Source organism: Microbacterium sp. CGR1 (genome assembly GCF_001266755.1).
Classification (GTDB): domain Bacteria; phylum Actinomycetota; class Actinomycetes; order Actinomycetales; family Microbacteriaceae; genus Microbacterium.
The window spans coordinates 1,043,870-1,069,741 of sequence record NZ_CP012299.1 but is presented as its reverse complement, the minus strand read 5'-3'; the positions used below and the strand labels follow the sequence as shown (position 1 = coordinate 1,069,741).

The following is a 25,872-nucleotide window of genomic DNA, read 5'->3' as shown; positions in this document are numbered from 1 at the left end:
ATCGACAGCAGAACGGCCCGCTGTGCAGCCGCGTATCGCGGCGACACCGTCACCTCTCGATGAACAGGCCCTTGCCCACCACGGTGATGCCCGACTCGGTCACGGTGAACCCGCGAGCCAGATCTCGCTCGCGGTCGACGCCGACGGTCGCACCGTCCGCGAGGACCACGTTCTTGTCGAGGATGGCTCGATGGACTCTGGATCCCGCTCCCACCCGCACCCCGTCGAAGACGACGGAGTCGGTGATGGTGGATCCTCCTCCGGCGAGTGTCCACGGACCCACGACGCTGCGCTCCAGATGAGTGCCCGAGAGCACGGATCCGAGCGACACGATCGAGTCGATCGCATTGCCGATGCGCCCGACGGAGTCGCGCACGAACTTCGCGGGCGGCGAGTTCACGGCCTGCGAGTGGATCGGCCACTCCATGTTGTAGAGGTTGAAGATCGGAAGCGTGGAGATCAGGTCCATGTGCGCGTCGAAGAAGGAGTCGATCGTACCCACGTCGCGCCAGTACGAGCGGTCGCGCGGCGATGAGCCGGGGACGTCGTTCCGCTTCATGTCGTAGTAGCCGGCCTCGCCTCGATCGACGAAATACGGCACGATGTCGCCGCCCATGTCGTGCCCGGAGGTCGGCGATTCGCCGTCTGCCTCGACCGCGGCGATCAGCGCATCCGCGTCGAAGATGTAGTTGCCCATCGAGGCGAGCACTTCGTGGGGCGAGTCCTCGAGGCCGGCGATGTCGGTCGGCTTCTCGAGGAACTGCTTGATGCGGCCGGACTCGGTGTCGGCGTCGATGACCCCGAACTGGGACGCCATGGCGAGCGGTTGGCGGATGCCCGCGACGGTGGCCTTCGCGCCGGACTCGATGTGGGCGTCGAGCATCTGTCGGAAGTCCATGCGGTAGACGTGGTCGGCGCCGATCACGACGACGATGTCGGGCTTCTCGTCATTGATGAGGTTCAGGCTCTGCAGGATCGCATCGGCCGAGCCCGAGAACCAGCGCTTTCCGAGACGCTGCTGCGCGGGCACCGAGGTCACGTACGAGTCGAGGAGAGCTGACATGCGCCACGTCTGCGAGATGTGGCGATCGAGGCTGTGCGACTTGTACTGCGTGAGTACGACGATCTGGCGCAGACCCGAGTTGATGAGGTTCGAGATCGCGAAATCGATCAATCGGTACTGTCCGCCGAAAGGCACTGCAGGTTTGGCCCGATCGGCCGTGAGGGGCATGAGACGCTTTCCCTCGCCGCCGGCGAGGATGATGCCGAAGATCTTCTTTGGTGCGGACATGCACCAACCATAGATGCGATTCGGCTCGGCTAACTAGCATCTGGACAACTGAGTCACTACCGTCTAGACATGCGCGTCGAGATGATCACGAAGGAATACCCGCCGGAGATCTACGGAGGTGCCGGTGTGCACGTCGCCGAGCTCGTCACGGCCCTGCGGCAGAATATCGATGTACAGGTCAGGGCCTTCGGAGCTCCTCGTGACGAGGCGGGAACTTTCGCCTATCGGACACCTTCAGGACTGGCCTCTGCGAACCCCGCGCTGCAGACGCTCGGGACGGACCTCGAGATCGTCGCGGCGATCTCGGACGCCGATCTCGTGCACAGTCACACCTGGTACGCGAACTTCGCCGGGCACATCGCCTCGCAGCTTCACGGCATCCCGCACGTCCTCACCGCGCACAGCCTGGAACCGCTCCGCCCGTGGAAGGCCGAGCAGCTCGGCGGGGGATACGCGGTGTCGAGCGGAATCGAGAAGCTCGCGTACGAGAACGCGGCGGCGGTGATCGCTGTCAGCGCCGGCATGCGCGAGGACATCCTGCGGAGCTACCCGTCGGTCGACCCGACCCGGGTGCGCGTGATCCACAACGGCATCGACGTGGATCGCTGGCGGCCGGTGCAGAACCCGGCGTTCCTCGAGTCGGTCGGTATGGATCCGACCAGGCCGTCCGTCGTGTTCGTCGGCCGGATCACCCGGCAGAAGGGCCTGCCGTACCTCCTTCAGGCCGCTCGTCTGCTGCCCCCGGAGGTCCAGCTCATCCTCTGCGCCGGCGCGCCGGACACCCCCGAGATCATGGCGGAGGTGCAGGAGGGCGTGCGGCTTCTCCAGCAGACCCGCGAGGGCGTCGTCTGGATCGATCGGATGCTGCCGCGCGACGAGCTGTCGGCCATCCTCACCGCGGCGACGACATTCGTGTGCCCGTCCGTCTACGAGCCGCTGGGAATCGTGAACCTCGAGGCCATGGCCTGTGGCGCTGCCGTCGTCGGCACGGCGACCGGCGGCATCCCCGAGGTCGTCGACGACGGGGTCACCGGCCGCCTGGTGCCGATCGAGCAGCTCCAGGACGGCACGGGGACGCCGGTCGATCCGGAGCGCTACGTCGCCGACCTCGCTGACGTGCTCACCGAGGTGACGTCCGATCCCGAGCGAGCCCGTGCCTATGGTGCGGCCGGCCGGGAGCGGGCTCGCGACGAGTTCAGCTGGGGCGCGATCGCCGACACCACGCGCGCGCTGTACGCGGAGCTGACCGCCTGAGCCGATAGGCTGGAGGCATGTCGAGCGCTCTGGAATTCACCGACGTCGTCGTGCGCCGAGAGGGGCGCAACATCATCGATCACGTGACCTGGCAGGTCGACGATGATCAGCGGTGGGTGATCCTCGGACCCAACGGTGCAGGCAAGACGACGCTGCTCCAGCTGGCTGACACGCTGATGCACCCGACCTCGGGAACCGTCACGGTGCTGGGAGAGACCCTCGGACGCACGGATGTGTTCGAGCTGCGCCCGCGCATCGGCTTCGCCTCCTCCGCGATGGCGAAGCGCGTGCCGCGCGAAGAGACGGTTCTCAACACGGTGCTCACAGCGGCATACTCCGTGCTCGGGCGATGGAACGAGAGCTATGAGGACATCGACGAGCGTCGTGCGCTGCGCGTCCTCGGCGACTGGCGACTCGACCACCTCGCCGACCGGACCTTCGGCACGCTGAGCGACGGCGAGCAGAAGCGCGTGCAGATCGCCCGCGCCGTGATGACCGACCCCGAGCTGCTGCTGCTCGACGAGCCGACCGCGTCTCTCGACCTCGGCTCTCGCGAGGAGCTCCTTGCACTCCTGAGCGGCTATGCGTCGTCGCCGACGACGCCGGCGATGCTGATGGTCACGCACCACGTCGAGGAGATCCCGGTCGGATTCACTCATGTGCTGCTGATGCGCGAGGGGCGCATCGTCGCCGCCGGGCCCGTCGCCGAGACTCTGACGGCCGAGGCTCTGACCGAGACGTTCGGCATGCCGATCGTCCTCAGCAGCGAAGAGGGTCGCTATGCGGCCCGCGCGGCATCCTGATGCGCATCTGATAGAATCGATCCTTGGTGCTCTCTGCACCGCAGACTTCCCTCGTCCCTGGCACAATCCAGGGCAGCAACTAAGGAATCCCATGAAGACTGACATTCACCCCGTGTACAAGGCTGTCGTGTTCCGCGACCTCGGCTCGGGCGAGACGTTCCTCACCCGTTCGACTGTCTCGAGCGACAAGACCATCGAGCTCGACGGTGTCGAGTACCCGGTGATCGACGTCGAGATCTCCTCGGCATCGCACCCGTTCTACACGGGCAAGCAGCGCATCATGGACTCGGCCGGTCGCGTCGAGAAGTTCAACCAGCGCTTCAAGGGTTTCGGCGGATCGTCCAAGTAACGACCCCCGCGATCGAAGGCCCCGTGTTCCTCGGAACACGGGGCCTTCGTCGTCTGCAGTGGGTTCGTCTTCTGCGGTCGGATCGCGCGCGAGTCGTCAGACGTCGATGACGATGCGCTCTCCGTCGATGCGGCCCAGCGGGTCGCCAGGGGCCGGTGCGGGGGCGGTGCGCTGAGTCTGACGGTCTCGCTCGGCACCGGCTTCGTGCGCCGATGGCATCCACACCGCGTCGAACGATCCGCCCAGGCCGCCGCCCGCGCTCTCGTACTTCTTCTCGAGCGGAGTACGGGAGTAGACCGCCACGATCACCACCACGGCCGCGGTCGCGGCGACGAGGAGGATCGCGATCGTCAGCAGGGTCCCGAGAATGTCGGCCATGACTCCAGGCTAGGCGGGACGACTCCGATCGGCATCCGTCTGCAGGAGGATCCTCAGCGGATGCGTCGGCCCTGGGCGAGATCGATGAGATGCGTCAGCACGGGACCCGACCGCAGGCCGTTGTGCTCGTGTTCGCTCGTCACCCAGAGCTTCACGCCCGGCAGCAGGCGCGCGGTCTCGAGGGAGTACTCCAGCGGCACGTAGACGTCGTTCACGTACACGGCGGCCGCGCCCGTCGCACCCGAGGTGGCGATGGCGACCTCGTCGTAGATGCGCGGCCACTCGAACTCGGCGAGCGCGAGCGTCACATCGCGCCACGGCCGGAAGGCCGGCACGGTCTCGGTCCAGTCGCGGCGGATGTGCTCTCCGGTGAACAGCGTGACGTCGTCCCGGAAGTCCTGGGGCTCCGCCCGCTCGGCGGACCAGCGGGTCGCGTGTCCGCTGGCGTAGCTCGACTCGTGGAAGACGAAGTAGAGCGGGTTGCGCCCGCTGTAGGGCAGCGCGTGCATGAGGTCGTGGCGGAACGCGTTCGATGCGGCATCTCGCTCCAGGAGCGACCACAGGGTCTGCCAGCCCTCGTTCGTGCCGAGCGCCGAACCCACAGAGCGCAGTCGAGACGGCGAGACCACCTCGCCGTCGGGGAGCACGATGTCGCCGGCCGCTGCCCGGTCGACCAGACCCCGCATGACGTCGCGATGCTGCGGGAATCGCCGGTAGTACTGCTCGGAGGCCGCGCGCATCTTGTCATAGCAGAGCGCGTACACCTCGTCAGGATGACGATCGACGGCGCTCAGGCCGCCCGTGATGAAGACGTCCGCCAGCGAGTCCGCATCGGTGGAGAGATAGGCCAAGGTCGTGAACCCGCCGAACGACTGGCCGAGCACGCTCCACGTCTCAGCGCTGAGGTGCTCGCGCATCGCCTCGCAGTCCCGGACGATCGAGTCCGCGCGGAGATGGGTCAGGTACTCGGCCACTGCCTCGGAGCCTCGTGCGAGGTCGCCGTCGCCCACGGGCGTGGACAGGCCGGTGCCGCGCTGGTCGAGCATCACGACGCGGTAGTGCGCGAGGGCCTCGTCGAGCCAGGCGGCGGAGGATGAGGCGTGGAAGGGTCGCGGCGCTTCGTGACCGGGGCCGCCCTGCAGGTAGACGAGGAAGGGGAGTCGCTCGCCTCCCTCGCGGGTGACGACGCGGGCGAAGATGTCGATCGTGCGGGTGTCTGCGGCGTCGCCCCAGACGAGCGGCACGGTCAGCGTGTGCTCCTCGATCGTGAGGTCGAAGAGGCGGTGGATGGTGGTGGTCATGTCACATCACATTCCCGATGTAGGAGTACTTGACGAAGACCTCCGAGGCGATGTCGGCCTCGTGGAGCACGCCCTGCACTGCGTTCATCATGTAGTTCGAATCCCACCCCATGTAGAGGTGGTGCGTCTCGTCCAGCTGGTCCCACTGACCCTTCCAGGCCATGGTGTCGTAGATCGGACCGCCGTGAGCGGCGCAGTACGACACGGCGGCCGCGCGGGTGTCGGTCCAGGAGCGGCGGAAGACGCGGTTGAAGAGGTGCTTGACGTCGAAGACCTCCCAGCGCTCTCCGCGGTATTCGACGTACTCGAACTCGCGTTCCCACCCGGCGGGCCATCCACGGCGGCGGACGGCATCGAGGATGGGAGTGAGGCCGTCGTCATCGATCTCCGGCAGTGCGGGGCGGGCCCAGATCCGCAGCAGGTCTGCGGTCAGGCGGATCGTGCGCTGCGAGATGGCCGCGGTGCCCCAGGTGTCGGTGGCCGCGAGCGCCTTCGTCTCGGCGATCGTGCTGCGGGCGTACGCGGAGTCGCGCTTGACGGAATAGGACTCTCCGAAGACCCGCTCCGCCAGTCGCTGCTCGAGAAGCGTGAGGTTGCCGAGCGTGGGTGCGAGAGCGCGATGCGCGTTGCGTTCGTCGTCCGAGTACTCGATCCACTGGCGCACGCCGTCGCCGGACCAGCTGTCGCTGGGCACCGTGGGCACGATGTGCTCGACATCGAAGTCGATCGGGTCATCGACCCCCTCGATGCGGCCCAGCACGTATGCCGGGTGCGCGAGCTCGCTGTACTTCACCACCGCACTCACCCGTTCGTCAGACGGGGTGATGCGGGCGAAGGCGCGAGCCAGGGCGTCGCGCCCATGCGCACGTGCGCGGCAGAGACGGGCGACCAGGCGCTCGTTCGGAAGATTGACGAGCGTCCGCCGCAGGTACATCGCCTGGATCCACTCGAGAGTCTCGACGAGCTCATCCCGCTCGATCAGACCTCGGGCGTGCTCGCTGTAGACGCTGAGGACGAGAGGGTAGGACGCCCGGCCGAAGGTGTTGACGTAGCGCAATTGCCGGGCGATCTCCGGGTCCTGCTCGCGCGAAGGATCGAGCAGGATGCCGTAGATCTCGGCGTAGTGGCGCCAGACCTCGGCATCCGCCTGCAGATGGTCCAGGTCGACGCGAGGGAACGACTGCCGGAACGCGCTGTAGACGCCGTGCTCGCCGTTGGCGGCGACCTCCCGTCCCGTCGTCATCACCAGATAGTGCCGCCAGAAGGCTCCGATCGCCTCTCCGGTGTGCCGTTCGATCGGAAGCCAGAACCGCTCCTCGACCTCGAGCTGCTCCGTGTGGGTCAGGCCCATGAGCATGTAGTTGTGGATGAGCTCGTGGTCGCGCAGCGGCTCGCCCGTCGAGTTCAGGCTCGCGAAGATCTGCTGGGCGTTCGCGTCGGCACCGAGCGTGATCGACACGTGCTCGAGCTTCTGCAGACCGGCCCAGATGAGCGGGGCTTCATCGGCGTGCACCTGGCTGCGGAAGAACGCGTAGTTGTCATCGAACCGCGACTCGCGGTCGGCGTGGCCGTCGCGTTCGAGCACCACGGATTCGTAGAGCTCGGCCCACGCGTCGTGCGGGCGCAGCTTCGTGCGGGTGGGGTCGTCGGGGCGCACGAGCACGCGGTCGAGATCGGCGGCGAGCCGGGGGTCGGAGTCCTGGACCGCATGCCGAAGGGCCGCGACCAGCAGCATCAGCGTGGTGATGCGCTGCTGCCCGTCGATCAGGACGAGGTCGGTGTCGGCATCGCTGTCGTCGGCCGCCGACAGGATCGACCCGATGAAGTGGCGGTGGGATGAGTCCTCGCGGGCGACCGCACGGACGTCCGAGAGAAGCTGCTCGCACCCGCCGATGTCCCACCGATACTGGCGCTGGTACACCGGCACGACGATGGTCGTGGAGTCCTCTGCGAGCCACTCGATCGTGTTGACAGCTGTCGCCTCGACGTTGGTCGCAGTGCTCATGCTGGTGTCTCGTCCTCCCGTAACGCCCGGCGCCGAGGAGTCGCCAGGCGCCCGATTCAGTCTATTCGCTTATTCACGGCGGCCCTCGGCGGCGCTCCAGAGGTGCCCTGTTAGGCTTGCCTTATCAGGGCCTGTTAAAACGTGCTGGCCCCCGATGAAGGGACATGACCTAGATCATGGGATACATCAAATCGAAGGCGCTCGAAGACAAGGGCTTCGTCGTGCTCGACAGCTACGACCAGGAGCTCGACCCCAAGGAGTGGCTCGACATCGAGTACAACGACTGGAAGTCGTCGGGCGACACCCGCTTCGCGCCGCTCGCCAGCGCCAAGGGCGAGATCGAGTGCAACGGCTTCTGGAACCACAAGCCGCCGCGCACCGACAAGGACGGCGTCTGGATCGACTCGCAGACGGCGAAGGCTCCGAACCTCACGCGTCGTGCACAGGAGCCCGGCGCGAACGTCGGTCGCTGCCGCGTCATCGAGCTGCAGCCGACCCCGTACGGCGAGTGCCTGTACAACCTCCACCAGGACGACAACAACCGTCTGAACCCCGACGGCACCGGATGGGTCGTGCGCGGATTCTTCAACCTCAGCGACGACAAGGACAGCTTCTTCGTCCTGCGCGAGAACCGCACGGACCCGAGCATCGAGTACCGCATCGCCCTGCCCGCCGGTGCACAGCTCATCGTCGACACGCAGCGTCTGTGGCACGCCGCGACGCACGTGGGCACCGAGCCCCGCTACTGCCTCATCACGTCGTGGACGTCCGGCCCTGAGCTCGACGCCTACATCGAGAAGTACCACGGCACCCAGGACGTGCCGAACGTCGAGGTCCCGCAGGAGGTCCTCGAGGCCGGGTACGCCGAGCAGGCTCGCCGTGACGCCGCCCGTGCCGCGTACTACGCCGCCAAGGGGCAGCAGGTCAAGCAGGCCATGAGCGAGGCCTGAGCCTCATCCGAATCAGGACCGGCGACGGTCCGAAGGCCCCGGTCCTCGTGACCGGGGCCTTCTTCGTGGAATCACATGCTTGTGATTTCGCCTGGTCTGGGCGAGAATAGCCCCATAACCGCATATTCACGCCAGTTCTCGGTGTTTCAGGTCGTTGGGGAAGACGCACCTGATGAAACGGAGAGATCATGGCGACGGCTTACGCACGCGGAGTGGTGTTCATCCACTCTGCACCTCGCGCGCTCTGCCCGCACCTGGAATGGGCGGTCGGACGCGCCATCGGTCGTGCGGTGAACTTCGACTGGAGCGACCAGCCCGTGCTCGACGGCGCACGCCGCGCCGAGTTCTACTGGGATGGTCCGGTCGGCACGGGCGCTGCTCTCGCGACCGCGATCCGCGGCTGGGAGCATCTCCGCTTCGAGGTGACCGAGGATCCGACTCCTCGCAGTGACGGAGGGCGCTGGCTGCACACTCCCGACCTCGGGATCCACTACGCCCAGACGGACGCGGCCGGAAACATCGTCATCGGTGAGGACCGCATCCGTTACGCGATGGAGATCGCGGCCGGGAGCGCGACCGAGCTGCAGCGTGAACTCGACATCGCACTCGGCTCGGCCTGGGACGAGGAGCTGGAGCCGTTCCGCCACGCGAGCGATGACGCGCGGGTCGTGTGGCTGCACAAGGTCGGCTAGGCAGCCGCCCACAGACCTGGAAGGGGAAGGCGCGAGTATCGGATGTCGGTGAGCGATCCCGGACGCTGAGAAGGCGAATTCCCTTTCCATACATGACGAGGACCCCGCCCCTGGACAACAGGGACGGGGTCTTCGTCCGTCAGATGACGGCTGACCGGGCCATGTCGGTGCGGGCGGTGGTTCCGCCGGACATCACGTCGTCCCACGCGAGCCGCAGTCGCTGCATCGCCTCGGCGGTGCGCTCCGGGGGCAGCGTGATCGGGATGCGCAGGCGCCGCTCGAGCACGCCACCCGTGGAGAAGCGAGGTCCGGGCGGGAGGATCAGCCCGTGATCACGTGCGGCCAGCGACAACTCCGTCGAGACGGGAGCGCCGAGATCGAGCCAGGCGGACAGTCCGCCGTTCGTCTGAGGCATCGAGAGGCTCTCGATCGATTCGAGTCCCACCGCCACGGCATCCCGACCCGCGTGCAGGCGTGACGCGACGTGCGAGGTGAGAGCGGGCATCTCGCGCAGTAGCTCGACGGCGATGCACTGCTCGAGCAGCGCCGTGCCGAGCTCGAACGAGGGGCGGACGGCGAGCAGGCGGGTGATCATCGCGCGGTCGGCACGGATCCAGCCGATGCGCATGCCGCCCCAGGCGATCTTCGACATCGAGCCGACGGTGATCACGCGCGGGCCGAACGCCGCCAGAGGACGTGGAGACCAGCCGCGATCGATGTCGAGCTCCGCGGTCGTCTCGTCGACGACGAGATGGGTCCCGACGCTCTGCGCCGTCGCCGCTATGCGTGACCGGGCCGTGTCGGGCAGCGTCGCGCCGGTGGGATTGTGGAAGTCGGGGATCAGATACGCCAGGTGGGGGCGACTGCGAAGAAGCGTGTCGGCGATGTGGCGCTCATCCCACCCGGTGACATCCACCGGAGTCGGCACCAGTCGGTAGCCATGGCGGTGGAGCGCCTCGAGAGCGTGCGGGAAGGTCGGCTGCTCGACGAGTGCACGCTCTCCGCGTCGGCCGATCGTCGCGAGCACCAGGTTGAACGCGTGGAGAGCGCCGGACGTGATCATGATCTCGTCGGCATCCGTCGGGAGCCCCCGCTGCGTGAAGCGCTCGGCGACTGCGTCACGCAGCTCGGGGAGGCCCTGCAGCGAGTATCCGCTCGTGCCGCGCAGCGCGGCCAGGCGGGGGAGCGATCGTACCGTCGCGTCGTACAGCCCCGGCGTAGAATCCATCGAGGCGATCGACAGATCGATCGCCGAGGCGTCAGCCACAGGACCGACACGTGCTGCGGTGTGCGGAAGTGTGACACGGGTGCTGCCTCCGTGCCGACGCGAGACGTAGCCGTCGACCTCGAGGAGCCCGTACACGCGGGTCGTGGTGGAGCGGGACCGTCGCAGCTCGAGGGCGAGCGCTCGCTCGGACGGCAGACGCTCGCCCACCGTCAGTCGACCGTCGAGGATCAGCGCACGGATCTGTTCGGCCAGGGCCTTCGCTGTACCGCCGGCGACGTTCTGTGCGCCGAGCTGCTGGACGAGTCGTGAGGTCATCTGTCCAGCATGCCGTAAAGTGGCCTGAGGAAAGCAGGCCACTTCTCGTCGAGTGGACGTCTGGCGCGCATCCGCGGCGGGTGCACGATGGAGGGATGCAGCTCCGTTCCGTCTTCCTCCCCATCGCAGCCACCAGTCGTCGTGACGTCGTCGAGCGCATCGTCCAGTTGCTCGTCGGGCTGTTCCTCTACGGTGTGGCACTCGGTCTGATGGTGCGCGGAGGCATCGGCGTCGCGCCCTGGGATGTCCTCGCTCTCGGCATCGCCGGAAACGCAGGCATCGGCTACGGGGTGGTGACGGTGCTCGTCTCCGTGCTGGTGCTGCTCCTGTGGATCCCCCTGCGGCAGCGCGTCGGTCTCGGCACGCTGCTCAATGCACTGCTCGTCGGACCGAGTGCAGATCTCGCACTCTTCCTCCTCCCCGTGCCCCCGTCGGTGTGGGTGGGTGCTCCAATGTTCGTGGTGGGGCTGCTGCTCCTCGCGTTCGCCACCGGGCTCTACATCGCCGCGGACTTCGGTCCCGGCCCGCGCGACGGCCTCATGACGGGTCTCGTCGGGCGAACGGGCTGGCCGGTCTGGCTCGTCCGCACTCTGATCGAGGGCAGCGTGCTGCTGATCGGGTTCCTGCTCGGCGGGCCTGTGGGCGTGGGAACCGTGCTCTTCGCGTTCGGAGTGGGGCCGCTGATCGGGTGGTTCCTGCCCTGGATGACGCGGGTGCGGGCGGCTCGCTCACGACAGCTCGTCCGCGCGTAGTCCCACCGCTGTCGACGACAACGGCCCCCGGGATCACCCGGGGGCCGTTCTCTCTTCCACCTCAGTCAGTCGGCGCTTGCGAACACGGCGACGGCGTTGTGCCCGCCGAAGCCGAACGAGTTGCTGATCGCGTAGAGCTGACCGTCGCCGAGGGGCTGCGGTTCACCTGAGAGCTTGAACGGCACAGCCGGGTCGGGCTCGGTCATGTTGATGGTCGGCGGAGCGACGCGGTCCCGCAGGGCGAGCAGCGAGAAGATCGCCTCGAGGGCTCCGGTGCCGCCGAGCAGGTGCCCCGTCGACGCCTTCGTGGCCGACACGGGGATCTCATCGATCCGGTCGCCGAAGACCTTCTTGAGTGCGACGTACTCGTTGGGGTCGCCGACCGGGGTCGACGTCGCGTGGGCGTTGATGTGGGCCACCTGGTCGGCGCTGATGCCGGCCTCGTCGAGAGCCTGGGTGACGGCGCGGGCGGCACCGTTGCCCTCGGGGTCATTGCCCGTGATGTGATAGGCGTCTGCCGTGACGCCACCGCCGAGCACGTAGCCGTAGATCTTGGCGCCGCGCGCCCGGGCGTGCTCCTCGGTCTCGAGGATCAGCGCCGCAGCGCCCTCTCCCATCACGAAGCCGTCACGGTCGATCGCGCCGGGGCGCGAGGCGGTCGCCGGGTCGTCATTGCGCCGCGACAGGGCCTGAGCCGAGGCGAAGGACGCCATCGTGATCGGGTGGATGGCGGATTCGGTGCCACCCGCGATCACGACGTCGGCGAGACCGTCCTGCAGGTGGTGGAAGGCGTGGATGATCGACTCGGTGCTCGATGCGCAGGCACTCACGACGGTCTGCGCGTAGGCGCGAGCCTGGAACTGCAGCGACAGGTTGCCGGCAGCGGCGTTCGGCATCAGCATCGGAACGGTCAGGGGCATCACCCGGCGCGGTCCCTTCTCGCGCAGGGTGTCCCATGCGTCGAGGAGGGTCCAGAGGCCGCCGATGCCGGTGGCGAAGTCGACACCGAGGCGCTCGGGTGCGACCTCGGGCGAGCCGGCATCCGCCCAGGCCTCGCGCGCTGCGATGAGCGCGAACTGCGACGACGGGTCGAGACGCTTCGCCTCGTGGCGGGGAAGGACCTCTTCGGGGCGGACGATCGCCTCAGCGGCGAAGGTCACGGGGAGTTCGTACTGCTGCACCCAGTCGTGCTCGAGAGTGCGGGTGCCGGACTGGCCTGCGAGCAGGTTCGTCCAGTTCTCGGGAGCTGTCCCGCCGATGGCGGACGTGGCGCCGATGCCGGTGACGACGATGCGCTTGGTCATGTGTGGTTCCTTGTCAGGCGGGTCGAGCAGAGGGCGGGCAAGGCGGAGGATGCCACGCCCCGCAGACGCGGGGGTGGCATCCTGCGTGGATTACTCCTGGCCTGCGACGATGAAGTTGACGGCGTCGCCGACGGTCTTGAGGTTCTTGACCTCGTCGTCGGGGATGGTGACGCCGAACTTCTCCTCGGCGTTGACGACGATCGTCATCATCGAGATCGAGTCGATGTCGAGGTCGTCGGTGAACGACTTCTCGAGGGCGACCTCGGAGGCGTTGATGCCGGTCTCGTCGGTGATCAGCTCTGCGAGGCCAGCGAGGACCTCATCGTTGGTGAAAGCCATGTGGTCTTCCTCTTTCTTACGGGTTGTATTCGGAACCGTGGAACAGTCTAGGGAAAGTCGGCGCGTTGTCAGGGAAGGACGACGACCTGAGCGGCGAACACGAGACCCGCGCCGAAGCCGATCTGCAGTGCGAGGCCGCCCGAGAGCTCGGGGTGCTCGGCCATCAGACGGTGACTCGCGAGCGGGATGGAGGCCGCCGACGTGTTGCCGGTGGTCTCGATGTCGCGGGCGATCACGGTGCTCTCCGGAAGCTTGAGCTGCTTCGCGAACTCGTCGATGATGCGCATGTTCGCCTGGTGCGGAATGAACGCGGCGATGTCCGTCGGCTCGACGCCGGCCCGGTCGAGCGCCTCGCGCGCGACCTTCGCCATCTCCCAGACCGCCCAGCGGAAGACCGTCTGGCCCTCCTGACGAAGGGTGGGCCACGGCACCTCGCCGTCGCGGAACTCGGTGAGCGTCGCATTCATGCCGACAGCGTCGGCCTTCGACCCGTCCGATCCCCACACTGCGGGCGCGATGCCCGGCGTGTCGCTCGGGCCGATGAGCGCGGCTCCGGCACCGTCGCCCAGCAGGAACGAGATGCTGCGGTCGGTCGGATCGACGACGTCGGACAGCTTCTCGGTTCCGATCACGAGCGCGTAGCGGGCGGCGCCGGACCTGATCAGCGCATCCGCCTGGGTGATCGCATAGGCATAGCCGGCGCAGGCGGCGTTCACGTCGTAGGCCGCGGCGGGGTTCGCACCGACGCGGTCGGCGACGATCGCGGACACCGACGGCGACTGCTTGGGGTTGCTGATGGTGGCGACGATCACGAGGTCGACCTGGTCAGCGGGGATGCCCGACTTCTCGATGGCCTCAGCGCCGGCGATCGCGGCGAGATCGATCGCGTCCGTGTCCTTGTCCGCGCGGACACGCGTGACGATGCCGGTGCGCTGGCGGATCCACTCGTCGCTCGAGTCGATCGGTCCGATGAGGTCCTCGTTCGGCACGGCGTTCTCGCCCCGGGCAGCACCGAAGGAATAGATGCGGGTGTAGGCGGGACCGGTGATCTGGTTCAGGGTGGGGCTCATGCGGCTTCTCCGTTCAGCAGCGCGACGGCCGCATCGAGATCATCGGGGGTCTTCACGGCGACGGTCGGCACGCCGCGCAGGCCGCGCTTGGCGAGACCGGTCAGTGCGCCCGCCGGGGCGAGCTCGATCAGCCCGGTGATGCCCTGGTCGGCGAACGAGGCCATGCACAGGTCCCAGCGCACCGGCGAGGAGACCTGGTCGACGAGATAGGTCAAGGCCTGCGAACCGTCACTGACGACCGAGCCGTCGCGGTTGGTCCACAGCGTGATGCCGGGATCTGCGGGAGTCACGGTCGACACGGCGTCACGCAGCGCGGCGACGGCCGACCCCATGAACGAGGTGTGGAACGCGCCCGCCACCTGCAGAGGGATGACGCGGGTGCCCTTGACGGGCTCGGTGGCGAGAGCGTCGAGCCCGGCGAGCTCACCGGCCACGACGAGCTGGCCGCCGCCGTTGTAGTTGGCGGGGGAGAGGCCGAGCTCGCTCAGACGGGTGAGGATGGCCTCCTCGTCTCCGCCGAGCACGGCGCTCATGCCGGTCGGAGTCTGGGCGGCGGCATCGGCCATCGCGCGGCCGCGGATGCCGACGAGGCGCATGCCGGTCTCGGCATCGATCACTCCGCTGCCGACGAGTGCGGCGATCTCGCCGACGGAGTGTCCGGCGACGCCGTCTGCTCGGCGTCCCGCGCGAGCGGTGAGTGCGGCGGCGGCGATGAGGGACGCGGCGACGATCAGAGGCTGGGCGATGCGCGTGTCGCGGATCGTGTCAGCATCCGACACCGTTCCGTGCTGCCGGAGGTCGACCTCGGAGGCCTCGGAGTACGAGGCGAGAGTCTCCGTCACGCCGTCCAGCTCGAGCCAGGGGGAGAGGAAACCGGGGGTCTGCGAGCCCTGTCCAGGGCATACGACGACAATCACCACCCCAGTCTGCCAACGATCTGACAGAAGTGGTGGATGATCCATCACAAGATTCCGAAGAACCCTTGTGTGTGGCGTACAGCTGAAGGGTGTCTGGCGCGGCGATCAGCGTGCGGGACGCCGCAGCGGAGGGCGACGTCGCACCTGCTCGGCGGCGCCGATCGAACCGAGGATGAGCGCCGTCTGCAGGATCAGAGCCTCACGTGGGCCCGTGGCGTCCCAGCCGATGACCTCGCTGACTCGCTTCAGGCGATAGCGCACGGTGTTCGGGTGCACGAACAGCTCGCGGGCGGTCGCCTCGAGGGAGCGACCGTTGTCGAGGTAGCTCCACAGCGTCGTCACGAGGTCGGTCGAATGGGCCTGCAGCGGTCGGTAGATGCGCTCGATCAGCGTCTGCTTGGCGAGCGGATCACCGGCGAGGGCGCGCTCGGGAAGCAGGTCGTCGGCGTCGACGGGCCGCGGAGCGCTCCGCCAAGCCCGCGCCACGGCGAACCCGGCGAGGGCGGCTCGTGCGCTCTGGCTCGCGTCGACGAGCGCGGCGACCGCGGGGCCGAGCACGACGTAACCCGGACCGAAGGAGGGCTCGAGGCGCGTCGCGATCTCTTCGAAGCCGAGTTCCTCCTCTTCGCCCTCCGCGAGCTCCTGGCCGGCGACGCGTGCGCGCCCGATGACGAGAACGAGGCGCGAGCCCTGCACGCCGATCAGCACATCGACCGCGAGCTTGCGCGCCGTGCGACGCACCAGATCGACATCGAACTGCGGGGGAGTCGTGCCCACCAGCACCGCGACCTCGCCGTGTCCGTGCCAGCCCAGCGCGGCGATGCGACTCGGCAGCTCTTCGTCGGCTTCGCCGGTCAGGATCGAGTCGACGACGAGCGCCTCGAGCCTGGCATCCCAGAGGCCGCGGGCCTCAGCAGCGCGGGCGTAGACGTCGGCCGCGGCGAAGGCCACGTCGCGAGAGTAGAGGAGGATCGCCTCGCGGAGATCTGCACCCCGACCGGCGACCCTCTCTTCCGTCACCTCGACGGTGACGCGGATCAACTGGAGGGTCTGCTGCAGGCTGACGCTGCGGAGCAGCTCGCGCGGTGCCGCCGCGAAGATGTCGGCGGCAATCCACGGCGTCGACGTCGGGTCCTCGTACCACTGGATGAACGAGGTGATGCCCGCCTGGGCCACCAGCCCGACCGCAGAGCGGCGGGCTGGTGGCATGTCGGCGTACCACGGGAGGGTGTCCTCGAGGCGCTTGATCGTCACCGAGGCGATGTCACCGGAGATCCGGCGCAGCCAGGTGAGCGTGGCGGACTTGTCCATGCCGCGCGAAGAGGAACCCGTCACCAATGACTCAGCTTTCGCCGCCCGCGTTGCCGCTGGTGCCGGCGTTCACGTCGAGCAGGCTGTACTTCTGGATGGCCTGCGCGGCGAGAGAGCGGTCGACGACCCCGTCTTCGGCGAGCGACTGCAGCGTGCGGACGACGATCGACGGACCGTCGATCTTGAAGAAGCGACGAGCGGCCGCACGCGTGTCGGAGAAGCCGAAGCCGTCGGCACCGAGCGTCGCGAACCGCTGCGGGACCCAGGGACGGATCTGGTCCTGCACGGCGTGCATGTAGTCGCTCACGGCGACGACGGGACCCTCGGCACCCTGCAGCTTCTGCGTGAGGTACGCGGTGCGGGGCTCTTCTTCGGGGTGCAGGAAGTTGTGCTCGTCGGCGGCGAGGCCGTCGCGGCGCAGCTCGGTCCACGAGGTGACCGACCAGACATCGGCGATCACGCCCCAGTCGTTCTTCAGCAGCTCCTGTGCTTCGAGAGCCCAGGGGAGTCCGACGCCCGAGGCGAAGAGCTGGGCACGCGGGCCCTCGCCCTCGCCGACGGAGATGCGGTGGATGCCGCGCACGATGCCGTCGACGTCCACGTTCTCCGGCTCGGCCGGCATCACCATCGGCTCGTTGTAGAGCGTGATGTAGTACATGACGTTCGGGTCTTCGTGGTTGCCGCCGTACATGCGCTCGAGACCGGAGCGCATGATGTGCGCGATCTCATAGCCGTAGGCCGGGTCGTACGAGACCGTCGCCGGGTTGGTGGCGGCGAGCAGGTGCGAGTGGCCGTCGGCGTGCTGCAGGCCTTCACCCGTGAGGGTGGTGCGGCCGGCCGTCGCCCCCATGATGAAGCCGCGCGCCATCTGATCACCGGCGGCCCACTGGGCGTCACCGGTGCGCTGGAAGCCGAACATCGAGTAGAAGAGGTAGATCGGGATCAGCGGCTCGCCGTGCGTGGCGTACGACGTGCCGGCCGCGGTGAACGCTGCGAGGGCGCCCGCCTCGTTGATGCCGACGTGCACGATCTGTCCCTGAGGGCTCTCCTTGTAGGCGAGGAGGAGCTCGCGGTCGACCGAGGTGTAGTGCTGGCCGTTCGGGTTGTAGATCTTCGCCGAGGGGAAGTACGCGTCCATGCCGAACGTGCGGGCCTCGTCCGGGATGATCGGGACGATGCGGTGCCCGAAGTCCTTCGAGCGCAGCAGGTCCTTCAGCAGACGGACGAACGCCATGGTCGTGGCGATCTCCTGCGTGCCGGAGCCCTTCTTCGGAAGCGCATAGGCCGTGTCGTCGGGGAGCGAGAGTCCCACGTGAGTGGAACGGCGCTCGGGCAGGTAGCCGCCGAGAGCCTGGCGGCGCTCGAGCATGTACTGGATCGTCTCGTCCTGCGGGCCCGGGTTGTAGTACGGGGGCAGGTAGGGGTTCTCCTCGAGCTGCGCATCCGTGATCGGGATGTGCATCGCGTCGCGGAACGTCTTCAGGTTGTCCAGCGTCATCTTCTTCATCTGGTGGGTCGCGTTGCGGCCCTCGAAGTGCGGACCGAGGCCGTAGCCCTTGACGGTCTTCGCGAGGATGACGGTGGGCTTGCCCTTGTGCTCGGTCGCGGCCTTGAACGCGGCGTAGACCTTGCGGTAGTCGTGGCCACCGCGCTTCAGGTTCCAGATGTCGTCGTCGGAGTAGTCCTTGACGAGGGCCGCTGCACGCTCGTCGCGGCCGAAGAAGTGCTCGCGGACGTACGCACCGGACTCGGCCTTGTAGGTCTGGTAGTCGCCGTCGGGGGTGACGTTCATCAGGTTGAGCAGCGCACCCTCGGTGTCGCGGGCGAGCAGGTCGTCCCATTCGCGACCCCAGACGACCTTGATGACGTTCCAGCCCGCGCCGCGGAAGAACGACTCGAGCTCCTGGACGATCTTCCCGTTGCCGCGCACCGGACCGTCGAGACGCTGGAGGTTGCAGTTGACGATGAACGTCAGGTTGTCGAGCCCCTCGTTGGCTGCGACCTGCAGCTGTCCGCGGCTCTCGACCTCGTCCATCTCACCGTCGCCGAGGAAGGCCCAGACGTGGGACTGCGAGGTGTCCTTGATGCCGCGGTTCTCGAGGTACTTGTTCGACATCGCCTGGTAGATGGCGTTGATCGGACCGAGTCCCATGGAGACGGTGGGGAACTGCCAGTACTCCGGCATCAGACGCGGGTGCGGGTACGACGGGATGCCGTGCGGCGCGTGCGACTTCTCCTGGCGGAAGCCGTCGAGCTGGTCTTCGCTCAGGCGGCCCTCGAGGTACGAGCGCGCGTAGGTGCCGGGGGAGGCATGGCCCTGGATGAAGATCTGGTCGGCGCCACCGGGGTGGTCTGCGCCCTTGAAGAAGTGGTTGAAGCCGACCTCGTACAGAGCGGCCGACGATGCGTACGTCGAGATGTGGCCGCCGACGCCGATGCCGGGGCGCTGCGCGCGGTGCACGGTGATCGCGGCGTTCCAGCGGATCCACGCACGGTAGCGGCGTTCGATCTCTTCGTCACCCGGGAACTCGGGCTCGTTCTCCGGCGCGATCGTGTTGATGTAGTCGGTGGTCGGGACCATCGGCACGCCCAGGTGCAGCTCCTTCGAGCGCTTGAGCAGGCTGAGCATGATCTCGCGGCCACGACCGTGGCCCTTCGCGTCGACGAGCTCGTCGAGAGACTGCTGCCACTCGCCCGTCTCTTCCGGATCGCTGTCGAGGGGGCCCTGGGAATACGGATCCTGGTCGTGCACAGTCACGGGGAGCCTTTCGTCAAGCTGGCAGGTCATGCCAATGAAACGGGAAGCGACGCGGGCAGCCTTGTCGGCTGTGCACAACGCGTGCCGCCCTCAGCCTATCCCTCTTCCACGACATCAGCGCGCATCGGGTCATCTGTAGACTGGGACGCACCAGGGCCTTTAGCTCAGCTGGTAGAGCGCCACGTTTACACCGTGGATGTCGTCGGTTCGATCCCGGCAGGGCCCACCGCATCGATCACCTGCTGAAGGCGGCCGATCCTCCACCCCGTGTCTCCGACGGGGCGCAGAACTCTACTCCGCAGCGTCGACAATGGCCAGGGCCGGCTGATTTCTTCCTGCGGCGTCGCGCCGCTCGTAGAGTTCTCCGTGGACTCTGAGCGGCTTGCGGACGTCGAGGCGATGCCGGGAAGGAGGCCACGTGGACATCTGTCGAGAGTGTCGGTTCGTCGTGGCCAATCCGGTGGGCCGACTCACCGTCTCGCGTGTGGGACTGCTCTCCGACGCCCGGTTCCCAGGCCGGAGCATTCTGAGCCTCCGCGATCACTACGACGACATCGCCGACGCGCCGGCGGAGATCGCCGAGCTCTTCCTGGTCGACATCCAGTTCGCCTCTCGCATCATCCGCCGAGCGACCGGAGCCGATCGGGTCGACGTCGTGCTCTCCGGAGCTGCAGGGCCGCATGTGCATGCGCACCTCGTCCCGCGCCGCCGAGACCGCGACCCTCGTCCTGACCACGGCCCCGACGAGGACCCGAGGGCGTGCCGGCCGCTCGAGCCGCTTCCTGAAGCGATGGCCGTCGGACTGCTCGCCGCGGCCTTCGACGTGGCCGGGGCCGGTCTCGCCGGGACATAGCGATGGCGCACCCGGACTCTCGGTCCGGATGCGCCATCGTGTGCCGCGTGGGCGCTACTGCTGGATGAAGGCGAGGATGTCGGGGTTGATCACATCGGCGTGCGTCGTCAGCATGCCGTGGGGGAACCCGGGGTAGATCTTCAGGGTCGAGTCGCTCAGGAGCTCCGCCTGCTTCAGAGCGGCATCCTTGTACGGCACGACCTGGTCGTCGTCGCCCTGGATCACGAGGACCGGAACGGTGATCGCGGTGAGGTCTTCGGTCTGGTCCGTCTCGGAGAAGGCCTTGATCCCCTCGTAGTGAGCGAGGGCGCTGCCCGTCATGCCCTGTCGCCACCAGTTGTCGACCACGGGCTGCGACAGCGTGACACCATCACGGTTGAAGCCGTAGAAGGGCCCGGAGGCGACAGCCTGGAAGAACTCGGCGCGATTCGCGGCGAGTGCCTCGCGGAAGCCGTCGAAGACCGAGATCGGGGTGCCCTCGGGGTTGCTGTCGGTCTGCACCATCAGCGGCGGCACCGACGAGACGAGCACCGCCTTGGCGACGCGGCCCTGCGGCTGTCCGTACTGCGCGACGTAGCGCGCGACCTGGCCGCCGCCCGTCGAGTGCCCGATGTGGATGGCGTTGCGGAGGTCGAGGTGCTCGACGACGGCCGAGGCATCGCTGGCGTAGTGGTCCATGTCATGGCCGGTGCGGATCTGCGACGACCTTCCGTGGCCCCGGCGGTCGCTCGCGATGACGCGGTAGCCCTTGTCGAGGAAGAACAGCATCTGCGCGTCCCAGTCGTCGGACGAGAGCGGCCAGCCGTGGTGGAACATGATGGGCTGCGCGTCGGGGCTGCCCCAGTCCTTGTAGTAGATCTCTGCGCCATCATCCGTGGTCACGAACGCCATGATCAGCCTCCAGGTTTCCGCCGTCCCGAGAGAGATCCCGGACGACTGTCGAACGCCCCACGTCAGCTTCGTGGGAGCGCGACCACGCTAACCCGTCCGGCCTCACGGCGCGCTCGACATCTGTCCAGAATCCGTCCCCGGCGTTTTCGACATCTGTCCGGTGCGGCGTCGAGGCCGCATCGATAGCGTCTCGACCATGTCGAACTCCCGGATCTCGCACGGGGCGGGATTCTGGGTGGTCGCCTCCGCCTTCCTGCTCGTGATGGCGTACGCGACCGTGCCGACCCCTCTGTACCCGCTGTACCAGGAGGTCGACGGGTGCCCGGTCTCGGTGATCACCCTGATCTTCGCGGCCTTCGCCGTCGGCGTCGTGCTCAGCCTCTTCTTGCTCGGGCATGTCAGCGACTGGATGGGGCGACGGCGGATGCTGGTGATCGCGATCCTCATCGCGGCTCTCAGCGCCGTCCTGTTCCTCGCATGGCACGAGGTGCCGGGACTGCTCGCCGCGAGGCTGGTGAACGGCGCGAGCGTCGGCATCCTCACCGCCACCGCCACCGCGCATCTGGGTGAGCTGCGAGCCCAGGCGCGCCCCAGCGAGAACGCGATCGTGGCCGCATCCGTGGCGGGTGCCGCCAATCTCGGCGGACTGGCGCTCGGACCGCTGATCGGCGGTCTGTTCGCCGAGTTCCTGCCCGCGCCGCTGGTGCTGCCGCACGCGGTCTTCCTCGTGGTGCTCGTCGCGGCCGCGATCGCGGTGTCCGGTGTCCCGGAGACGGTGACACCACCCGGCGAGCCGAGACGGTACAGGCCGCAACGCATAGCCGCACCGCCGCGATCGAGGGCGGCATTCATCGCCGCGGGCTTCGGAGCATTCGCCGGATTCGCCCTGTTCGGCCTGTTCACCTCTCTCGCGCCCACCATCCTCATCAGCACGTTCGGCGAGCATGACCACCTTCTCGCCGGGATCACCGCGTGCTCGGTGTTCGCTGCCGCGGCAACCGGCCAGGTGGCTCTCGCTCGGGTGCCGCTGCGCATCCAGCTGACGGTCGCGGCCGTCTGCTGCGCATGCGGGCTCGTCGCCGTCGCCGCAGGAACGCTGGTGCCGTCGCTCGCGGTGTTCCTCTTCGGAGGCGTCGTCGCAGGCGTCGGCGTCGGGCTGCTGTTCAAGTCGTCGGTCGCGACGGCCGCGGGTCTCGCCGAGCCGGGACGACGGGGGGAGACGCTCGCGCTGGTCTTCCTCATCGCCTACTGCGGCCTCGCGCTTCCGGTGCTCGCGATCGGAGTGATCCTCACGTTCGCATCGCAGACCACGGTGCTCCTCGTCTTCATCTCGATCGTGTCGGTCGCGACCGTCTCGGCGGCGGTCGTCATGCGTCGCGCGCTCGTCGGTCAGGAGCCCGGCGCGAGGGCCGGACGTGCAGTGTCCGGTCCCGACGAAACCGCCCCGTAACCGGCGCGCCATCAACCCGCCGACGAGACCTGCCAAGCTGAGATCAGCGAAAGGCGGACGCCGTGACACAACCCTCACCCTTCGGGCTGATGCTGCGCTCGTTGCGCGTGGGCCAGAACCTGACTCTCGAAGCGCTCGCGTCTCGATCCGGGGTGAGCGTGCGCACGATCGGCGACCTCGAACGCGGAGCGAGCGCCTCGCCGCAACGGCGCACCGTCGATGCGCTCGCCGACGGACTCGGACTCGATGTGGCCGATCAGCATGCGTTCCTCCGCGCTGCGCGTGCCCGGCCCCGTGCCGCCGTCGCGACAGAGCCCGCGGGGGCCATAGCCCCGCACCGGGTGTTCGACTTCTCGGGCCGGCAGGCCGAGATCGATGAAGCACTTCGCATCCTGCACGGCCCTCAGCCCGCAGATCGGCAGCGACCGGCGCTGGTCATCAGCGGCGCGCCGGGAATCGGCAAGACGACCGGCGCCGTCGAGATCCTTTCGCGTGGAGGAGAGGCCGACCGCCGTCCGCTGGTCTTCGTGGGGCTGGACGGCTTCAGCTCGTCTCCGCTGACACCGCTCCAGGTGGTCACCGCCATGCTGCGGCAGCTCCCCGGAGCGGAGCAGAAGCCGCCTGCTGATCTGGCGACGGCGCGGACCCAATGGCAGGCAGCGGTCGCGGAGGCTCCCGTCCAGGTGCTGCTCGACAACGTCGCGAACGAGGCGCAGATCCGTCCGATCCTGTCGATCTGCGCGGGAGATGTCGTGGTCGTGACGTCGCGCCGGAGTCTCGCAGGCCTCGAAGGGGTGCGCCGCCTGCGGCTCGGGCCCCTGCAGCGGGACGAGAGCATCGCGTTCCTCGGTCGTCTCATCCCGCATGACGATGCCTCCGATCTGGATGCGCTGAGTGAGATCGCGGCCCTGTGCGACGACGTGCCCCTCGCGCTTCGAGTGGTCGGCAATCGCATCGCCAGTCGCCCCTCATGGACGGCCGCCGATCTCCTGAGCCGACTGCGCACGTCGGAGGACAGGCTGCGCATGCTCGTCGCCGGTGACCTGGCCGTGGAAGCGGCCATCTCTCTCTCCTACGAGGAGCTGGACCCGCGCACTGCCGCGCTGTTCCGGTGGATCTCGCTCATCGACGGTCGCACCTTCGGGGCCCATCTCGCAGCGGCTGCCGTGCGATCGTCAGATGTGGCCGAGGTGGAGCGTCGGCTGGACGACCTCACGGACCTGGGAATGCTCGAGGCGCGCGGTGGCGACCGCTACCGTCTGCACGACCTGATGCGTCTCTTCGGGCTGGGCAAGCTGCGCGATGCTGTCGGATCCGACGAGATCGCGCGGCGGCACGCCCATATCCGCGCGTGGCTGCTGGGGAGTCTGGAGCGCGCCGGCGCCTGGTACGAACCGGGAAGGGATGCGAGCGCAGTCTCACGCAACGGCCGCAGCTTCATCGATGCCGAGGCCGCCGCGGTGTGGATCCGCGAGGAGGTCGAGCACTGGTGGCCGGCGTATGCGGAGGCAGCGGAGCTCGGCGAGGACGCGATGGTCTGCGACGTCGCGGATGCGCTGCACTGGTACTCCGACATCTGGATCACGTGGGGACACTGGCATCGATTCTTCTCTCTCGCGGCTGCGGCGGCGAAGAGGCTGGGCGACCCGAGAGCAGAAGCCGCGCAGCTGGGGTACGTCGCGTGGGCGGAGATCGTCGAGGTCGGTGACCGGGCGAACGCGGTGCTCACCGGGCATGCCGCGCTGGAGGCGGCCACCCGCGCGGGTGATGCCGCACAGCAGGGCTGGGCGCACTACTACATCGGGTGGGCGAGCTGGACGCTGGATCGTCTCGTCGAGGCCGACGAGGCGGCCGCGGCCGCCATGGTCGCCTTTCGCGCGGCTCAGGAGACGACAGGGGCGGAGAACGCGCAGGTGCTCTCGTCGATGGTCAAGGCCCGACGCGGCAAGTACCTCGAGTCGATCCCCGAGACGGAGGCGACGCTCGCGCGCGTCCGATCCGCCGAGACCACGGACAGTCTGACCAGCATCGTCACGCAGTTCGCGGCGTGCCTCGACCTCGTCGACGCCTACGTCGCCGTCGGACGACACGAGGACGCGGTCCGAGTCGGCGCGCTGGGCATCGAGATCGCACGATCACTCAAGGACGACACCCGTGTGCTGCTGATGATGCGCCGACACATCCGTGCGCTGATCCACGCGGGCGACGGCGAGGCTGCGATCGCCGAGGCGGATGAGGCTCTGGCCATGCTGGGGCCGGGGAGCAGCGAGGCGTTCATCTTCGACAGAGTGCGCCGGGAGGTGTCGCTCATCGGCACGTCTCGCGCACCCGGTTCAGAGGGCGATGCAGCGTGATCGTCCGGCGGGGTCCCGCGGTCACAGGCGGCCGGTCGACTCCCAGAGCCTGATGAGCTTCAACGCAAGATGGAGAGTGCTGCGCGCGACGCCGTCGTCGAGCGCCTCTCTGACCACCTCGGGCAGACGCTCGAGCCGGTAGTAGAGCGTCGTGCGATGGACGAACAGGATGCGGCACGCCGCGACGACGTTCGCACCCACGTCGAGATACGTCTCGACGGTCACCCGCTGGCTGTCGTCTCGTTGGGAGTAGAGCGCATGCGCGGCGGGCGAGATGATCCGGAGTGCTGCCGGATCGGCTGACGCCGAGGCGAGCAGCCGCCATCCGCCCAGAGCGCTCGAGTCGACCGAGGGGTGGAACTGCGGGAGGGCGGCCGCGAGAGAGGCGGCGATGACGGCCTCATCGGCGGCGCTGCGCAGGTCCGACGCGCCCTGCGCAGGGGAGGCGGTGCCGATTCCGAGAATGCGGATGCCGCGTCTCGCCGCCTCGTCGAGGAGGAGGTCGGTGAGGCCGCTGTCGGACGGCTGTCCCACGAGCAGGACGACACCGCGCTCCAGCCCGATGAAATGAGCCGGCACGGGCCGGAGGTGCGTCAGGTGGCGTCCGAAGGCGATGCGGTCGACATCGCTCACCGTCGCATCGATGAGGACCGCGCGAGCGACCGTGCCGGGGCCCGGCCGGAGCCACCGCTGCTGGACGGCGTGCGCGAAGGCGCCGCGACGCACGGACTCGTCGGCGTGCAGCAGATCGACCAGGATCGACTCTCGATCGACACGCGACGAACCAGGGGCCCTGCGCAGGGCGATACGGGTGAGGGCGACGGCCGCATCGATCGCCTCGAACTCGCTCGCCGTGAGCTGCGGCCCATCTCCGAGGTCGATCTCGATGACGGCGACCGGGACACCGTCGTCATGCACCGGAACGGAGAGGAGCGAGGCGGATGCCTGAGGTGATGCGGACAGCCCGCCGTCGGACGCCGCCGGACCGAACTCGTGCACGACCACTCGGCGGTGCAGGGATGCTGCGAGTTGGAGGGCGATCTCCGACAGCGCCGTCGAGGCTGCGGGGGTCGTCGTATCGCTGATCGTCATGGGTCGCTCCTGTGCGGGGGATGGGCTCACCGTGTCGCTCTGCGTCGATGGATGCGGACGTCACATCCACCGAACTCGAGTACGCCCCATAGAAGCGTCTTCCGAGCAGCCGCACCAGGCGGAAAGCAGGCAGAAGTGAGGAACGACCGTCTTCGACTCCTGTCGCATGGTCGTGAGTCTGACGGTTCATAGATTCGTATTCAGCGGAGGAACGG

Annotated in this window: 22 protein-coding genes and 1 tRNA gene; 10 read left to right on the top strand and 13 right to left on the bottom strand. The window is 68.1% G+C overall.

From position 1 onward, the window contains the following. Positions 1–49: 49 nt before the first annotated feature. Positions 50–1,291: a glucose-1-phosphate adenylyltransferase gene (gene glgC / locus AKG07_RS05100; RefSeq protein ID WP_053096406.1), complete on the bottom strand. Its 1,242-nt coding sequence runs from the start codon at positions 1,289–1,291 to the stop codon at positions 50–52. A gap of 69 nt (positions 1,292–1,360) precedes the next feature. Between glgC and glgA the strand changes: the two genes are divergently transcribed. The 3 genes from glgA (at position 1,361) to AKG07_RS05085 (ending at position 3,697) form a co-directional block, all read left to right on the top strand. Then, complete coding sequence (glgA, locus tag AKG07_RS05095; protein WP_053096404.1) at positions 1,361–2,545, top strand: glycogen synthase; 1,185 nt, start codon at positions 1,361–1,363, stop codon at positions 2,543–2,545. 17 nt (positions 2,546–2,562) lie between these two features. Then, positions 2,563–3,348: an ABC transporter ATP-binding protein gene (locus tag AKG07_RS05090; RefSeq protein WP_053096402.1), complete on the top strand. Its 786-nt coding sequence runs from the start codon at positions 2,563–2,565 to the stop codon at positions 3,346–3,348. Positions 3,349–3,439: 91 nt separating this feature from the next. Next, a complete protein-coding gene (locus tag AKG07_RS05085) occupies positions 3,440–3,697 on the top strand; it encodes a type B 50S ribosomal protein L31 (protein WP_042537536.1) in 258 nt (85 codons plus the stop codon). A 96-nt stretch (positions 3,698–3,793) separates the two neighbouring features. Here AKG07_RS05085 and AKG07_RS05080 read toward each other — a convergent pair whose 3' ends face one another. Genes AKG07_RS05080 through AKG07_RS05070 form a run of 3 tightly spaced genes read right to left on the bottom strand, consistent with a single transcriptional unit; the run spans position 3,794 to position 7,381 of the window. Next, complete coding sequence (locus AKG07_RS05080; RefSeq protein WP_053096401.1) at positions 3,794–4,075, bottom strand: hypothetical protein; 282 nt, start codon at positions 4,073–4,075, stop codon at positions 3,794–3,796. Between the two features lie 53 nt (positions 4,076–4,128). Further along, the gene (locus AKG07_RS05075) at positions 4,129–5,376 is read right to left on the bottom strand and encodes an alpha/beta fold hydrolase (protein ID WP_053096399.1); all 1,248 of its coding nucleotides are present in this window, start codon (positions 5,374–5,376) and stop codon (positions 4,129–4,131) included. A 1-nt stretch (position 5,377) separates the two neighbouring features. After that, entirely contained in the window at positions 5,378–7,381 is a 2,004-nt protein-coding gene (locus tag AKG07_RS05070; RefSeq protein ID WP_053096397.1) for a DUF262 domain-containing protein, read from the bottom strand. Between the two features lie 176 nt (positions 7,382–7,557). Between AKG07_RS05070 and AKG07_RS05065 the strand changes: the two genes are divergently transcribed. Together AKG07_RS05065 and AKG07_RS05060 are read left to right on the top strand one after the other, a co-directional pair. Then, complete coding sequence (locus tag AKG07_RS05065; protein ID WP_053096395.1) at positions 7,558–8,331, top strand: hypothetical protein; 774 nt, start codon at positions 7,558–7,560, stop codon at positions 8,329–8,331. Positions 8,332–8,519: 188 nt separating this feature from the next. Then, complete coding sequence (locus AKG07_RS05060; RefSeq protein WP_053096393.1) at positions 8,520–9,023, top strand: DUF3145 domain-containing protein; 504 nt, start codon at positions 8,520–8,522, stop codon at positions 9,021–9,023. Positions 9,024–9,162: 139 nt separating this feature from the next. Here the strand turns inward: AKG07_RS05060 and yczR are convergent, their stop codons facing one another. Further along, positions 9,163–10,566 carry a MocR-like transcription factor YczR gene (gene yczR / locus AKG07_RS05055; protein WP_053096391.1) on the bottom strand — a complete coding sequence of 468 codons (1,404 nt, stop codon included), beginning with the start codon at positions 10,564–10,566 and terminating at the stop codon, positions 9,163–9,165. 95 nt (positions 10,567–10,661) lie between these two features. On the opposite strand from yczR, the gene yczE reads away from it, so the two are divergent. After that, complete coding sequence (gene yczE, locus AKG07_RS05050; RefSeq protein WP_053096390.1) at positions 10,662–11,318, top strand: membrane protein YczE; 657 nt, start codon at positions 10,662–10,664, stop codon at positions 11,316–11,318. Between the two features lie 65 nt (positions 11,319–11,383). On the opposite strand, the gene AKG07_RS05045 is transcribed toward yczE, so the two are convergent. The 6 genes from AKG07_RS05045 to aceE form a co-directional block, all read right to left on the bottom strand. Further along, a complete protein-coding gene (locus tag AKG07_RS05045) occupies positions 11,384–12,622 on the bottom strand; it encodes a beta-ketoacyl-[acyl-carrier-protein] synthase family protein (RefSeq protein ID WP_053096389.1) in 1,239 nt (412 codons plus the stop codon). A gap of 90 nt (positions 12,623–12,712) precedes the next feature. Continuing rightward, positions 12,713–12,961: an acyl carrier protein gene (locus AKG07_RS05040; protein WP_017202249.1), complete on the bottom strand. Its 249-nt coding sequence runs from the start codon at positions 12,959–12,961 to the stop codon at positions 12,713–12,715. Between the two features lie 68 nt (positions 12,962–13,029). Then, positions 13,030–14,031 (bottom strand): beta-ketoacyl-ACP synthase III, encoded by a 1,002-nt coding sequence (locus AKG07_RS05035; RefSeq protein ID WP_053096388.1) that lies wholly within the window; start codon positions 14,029–14,031, stop codon positions 13,030–13,032. Next, positions 14,028–14,948: an ACP S-malonyltransferase gene (locus AKG07_RS05030; RefSeq protein WP_053099146.1), complete on the bottom strand. Its 921-nt coding sequence runs from the start codon at positions 14,946–14,948 to the stop codon at positions 14,028–14,030. The genes AKG07_RS05035 and AKG07_RS05030 overlap by 4 nt, the downstream gene beginning before the upstream one ends. Positions 14,949–15,053: 105 nt before the next feature. Continuing rightward, entirely contained in the window at positions 15,054–16,259 is a 1,206-nt protein-coding gene (locus AKG07_RS05025; protein ID WP_053096387.1) for a PucR family transcriptional regulator, read from the bottom strand. Positions 16,260–16,290: 31 nt separating this feature from the next. Next, a complete protein-coding gene (gene aceE / locus AKG07_RS05020; protein ID WP_053096386.1) occupies positions 16,291–19,017 on the bottom strand; it encodes a pyruvate dehydrogenase (acetyl-transferring), homodimeric type in 2,727 nt (908 codons plus the stop codon). 153 nt (positions 19,018–19,170) lie between these two features. Between aceE and AKG07_RS05015 the strand changes: the two genes are divergently transcribed. Next, a tRNA-Val gene (locus AKG07_RS05015) sits at positions 19,171–19,243 on the top strand. Between the two features lie 192 nt (positions 19,244–19,435). Beyond that, positions 19,436–19,870, top strand: coding sequence for a hypothetical protein (locus AKG07_RS05010; protein ID WP_053096385.1), 435 nt, complete (start codon positions 19,436–19,438; stop codon positions 19,868–19,870). A gap of 54 nt (positions 19,871–19,924) precedes the next feature. Here AKG07_RS05010 and AKG07_RS05005 read toward each other — a convergent pair whose 3' ends face one another. Next, positions 19,925–20,761 (bottom strand): alpha/beta fold hydrolase, encoded by an 837-nt coding sequence (locus AKG07_RS05005; RefSeq protein WP_053096384.1) that lies wholly within the window; start codon positions 20,759–20,761, stop codon positions 19,925–19,927. A 196-nt stretch (positions 20,762–20,957) separates the two neighbouring features. On the opposite strand from AKG07_RS05005, the gene AKG07_RS05000 reads away from it, so the two are divergent. Together AKG07_RS05000 and AKG07_RS04995 are read left to right on the top strand one after the other, a co-directional pair. Beyond that, positions 20,958–22,211, top strand: a complete 1,254-nt coding sequence (locus tag AKG07_RS05000) for an MFS transporter (RefSeq protein ID WP_082297828.1) — start codon at positions 20,958–20,960, stop codon at positions 22,209–22,211. A 62-nt stretch (positions 22,212–22,273) separates the two neighbouring features. Further along, positions 22,274–24,565, top strand: a complete 2,292-nt coding sequence (locus tag AKG07_RS04995) for a helix-turn-helix domain-containing protein (RefSeq protein ID WP_150115076.1) — start codon at positions 22,274–22,276, stop codon at positions 24,563–24,565. A 21-nt stretch (positions 24,566–24,586) separates the two neighbouring features. Here AKG07_RS04995 and AKG07_RS04990 read toward each other — a convergent pair whose 3' ends face one another. Further along, a complete protein-coding gene (locus tag AKG07_RS04990; protein ID WP_053096382.1) occupies positions 24,587–25,657 on the bottom strand; it encodes a PucR family transcriptional regulator in 1,071 nt (356 codons plus the stop codon). Positions 25,658–25,872: the final 215 nt, after the last annotated feature.

Bases quoted from the DNA above. Each gene is read 5' to 3' on its own strand.
- AKG07_RS05085 (WP_042537536.1), top strand. From the start codon at position 3,440: ATGAAGACTGACATTCACCCCGTGTACAAGGCTGTCGTGTTCCGCGAC.
- glgA (WP_053096404.1), top strand. From the start codon at position 1,361: ATGCGCGTCGAGATGATCACGAAGGAATACCCGCCGGAGATCTACGGA.
- AKG07_RS05005 (WP_053096384.1), bottom strand. From the start codon at position 20,761: ATGGCGTTCGTGACCACGGATGATGGCGCAGAGATCTACTACAAGGAC.
- AKG07_RS05035 (WP_053096388.1), bottom strand. From the start codon at position 14,031: ATGAGCCCCACCCTGAACCAGATCACCGGTCCCGCCTACACCCGCATC.
- AKG07_RS05060 (WP_053096393.1), top strand. From the start codon at position 8,520: ATGGCGACGGCTTACGCACGCGGAGTGGTGTTCATCCACTCTGCACCT.
- AKG07_RS05075 (WP_053096399.1), bottom strand. From the start codon at position 5,376: ATGACCACCACCATCCACCGCCTCTTCGACCTCACGATCGAGGAGCAC.
- AKG07_RS05070 (WP_053096397.1), bottom strand. From the start codon at position 7,381: ATGAGCACTGCGACCAACGTCGAGGCGACAGCTGTCAACACGATCGAG.
- AKG07_RS05090 (WP_053096402.1), top strand. From the start codon at position 2,563: ATGTCGAGCGCTCTGGAATTCACCGACGTCGTCGTGCGCCGAGAGGGG.
- glgC (WP_053096406.1), bottom strand. From the start codon at position 1,291: ATGTCCGCACCAAAGAAGATCTTCGGCATCATCCTCGCCGGCGGCGAG.
- AKG07_RS05040 (WP_017202249.1), bottom strand. From the start codon at position 12,961: ATGGCTTTCACCAACGATGAGGTCCTCGCTGGCCTCGCAGAGCTGATC.
- AKG07_RS05065 (WP_053096395.1), top strand. From the start codon at position 7,558: ATGGGATACATCAAATCGAAGGCGCTCGAAGACAAGGGCTTCGTCGTG.
- AKG07_RS05000 (WP_082297828.1), top strand. From the start codon at position 20,958: ATGTCGAACTCCCGGATCTCGCACGGGGCGGGATTCTGGGTGGTCGCC.
- yczR (WP_053096391.1), bottom strand. From the start codon at position 10,566: ATGACCTCACGACTCGTCCAGCAGCTCGGCGCACAGAACGTCGCCGGC.
- AKG07_RS05045 (WP_053096389.1), bottom strand. From the start codon at position 12,622: ATGACCAAGCGCATCGTCGTCACCGGCATCGGCGCCACGTCCGCCATC.
- yczE (WP_053096390.1), top strand. From the start codon at position 10,662: ATGCAGCTCCGTTCCGTCTTCCTCCCCATCGCAGCCACCAGTCGTCGT.
- AKG07_RS05025 (WP_053096387.1), bottom strand. From the start codon at position 16,259: ATGGACAAGTCCGCCACGCTCACCTGGCTGCGCCGGATCTCCGGTGAC.
- AKG07_RS04990 (WP_053096382.1), bottom strand. From the start codon at position 25,657: ATGACGATCAGCGATACGACGACCCCCGCAGCCTCGACGGCGCTGTCG.
- AKG07_RS05080 (WP_053096401.1), bottom strand. From the start codon at position 4,075: ATGGCCGACATTCTCGGGACCCTGCTGACGATCGCGATCCTCCTCGTC.